This window comes from Vibrio sp. HI00D65 (assembly GCF_001635455.1).
Classification (GTDB): Bacteria; Pseudomonadota; Gammaproteobacteria; order Enterobacterales; family Vibrionaceae; genus Vibrio.
Map to the genome: position 1 here is coordinate 1 of NZ_LWEH01000603.1, position 1,192 is coordinate 1,192.

Below are 1,192 nucleotides of genomic sequence, written 5' to 3' on the forward strand. Positions count from 1 at the left end.
AAGCGGTGAATGCAGGCGAGACACTGCCAGCGGTGAGCCTAACGGCGACTGATAGCGACAATGCGACGGCGGTTGACAGCGATACACCAACTTATAACGCTCAAAATGACGGCCCAACCATCGATGTGGTGGTAGAGGCAGCGGGCAATGAAAGCGGTGTAGAAGTAGATGCCGTGGTGGCGACGTTCACGGCGTCGGATGAAGAAGACGGCACACCAAGTGCGGCCTTCAATACACGCCCCCAAACCCATGGGTAAAACGCGAACATCGGAACCCGTCTGGTACTTACACAAGCAGGTGTTGACGCGGTGAATGCAGGCGAGACACTGCCAGCGGTGAGCCTAACGGCGACCCATAGCGTCAACGCGACGGCGATTTGCAGATAAAAGCCAGCTTATAACGCTCAAAATGACGGCCCAACCATCGATGTGGTGGCAGAGGCAGCGTTCAATGAAAACGACGCGGCGGTAGCTATCGTTTAGGCAGCGTTTACGCCGCCGGATGAAGACGGCGGGCCATCAAGGGTGGCCTTCACGCCGGGCACAAACACCGATGGTTACTACGCGAGCAGCTGCACCGACGTGATACTGACGGCAGCGTGAGATGAGGCGAAGAGTCCGGGCGAGACACTGCCAGCGGTGAGCCTAACGGCGACCGATAGCGACAATGCGACAGCGGTTGACAGCGATACACCAGCCTATTATGCTCAAAAGATCCGCCCAACCATCGGTATGGCGGCAGAGGCAGCGTTCAATGCAAGCGACGCTGAGGTAGATACCGTGGTGGCGACGTTCACGGCGTCGGTTGTAGAAGACGGCACAGCAGGCGTGGCCTTCACGCCGGGCACAAACACCGATGGTTACTACGCGATCAGCGGCACCGATGTGGTACTGACGCAAGCGGGTGTTGACGCGGTGAATGCAGGCGAGACACTGCCAGCGGTGAGCCTAACGGCGACCGATATGGCCCATGTACACGCCGGTGGCTGCGGACCACCAACTGATAACGCTCAAAATGACGGCCCAACCATCGATGTGGTGGCAGAGGCAGCGTTCAATGAAAGCGATGCNGCGGTAGATACCGTGGTGGCGNCGTNCACGGCGTCGGATGAAGAAGACGGCACACCAAGTGTGGCCTTCACGACGGGCACAAACACCGATGGTTACTACGCGATCAGCGGCTCCGATGTGGT

1 protein-coding gene is annotated in these 1,192 nt (G+C 58.7%); it reads left to right on the forward strand.

Annotation, left to right across the window (positions count from 1 at the left end; translation table 11 throughout):
• Window positions 1–257, forward strand: a 257-nt coding sequence (locus A3712_RS28085; protein WP_197465914.1) for a hypothetical protein, incomplete at its 5' end; no start/stop codon positions are given.
• Between the last annotated feature and the right edge of the window lie 935 nt (window positions 258–1,192).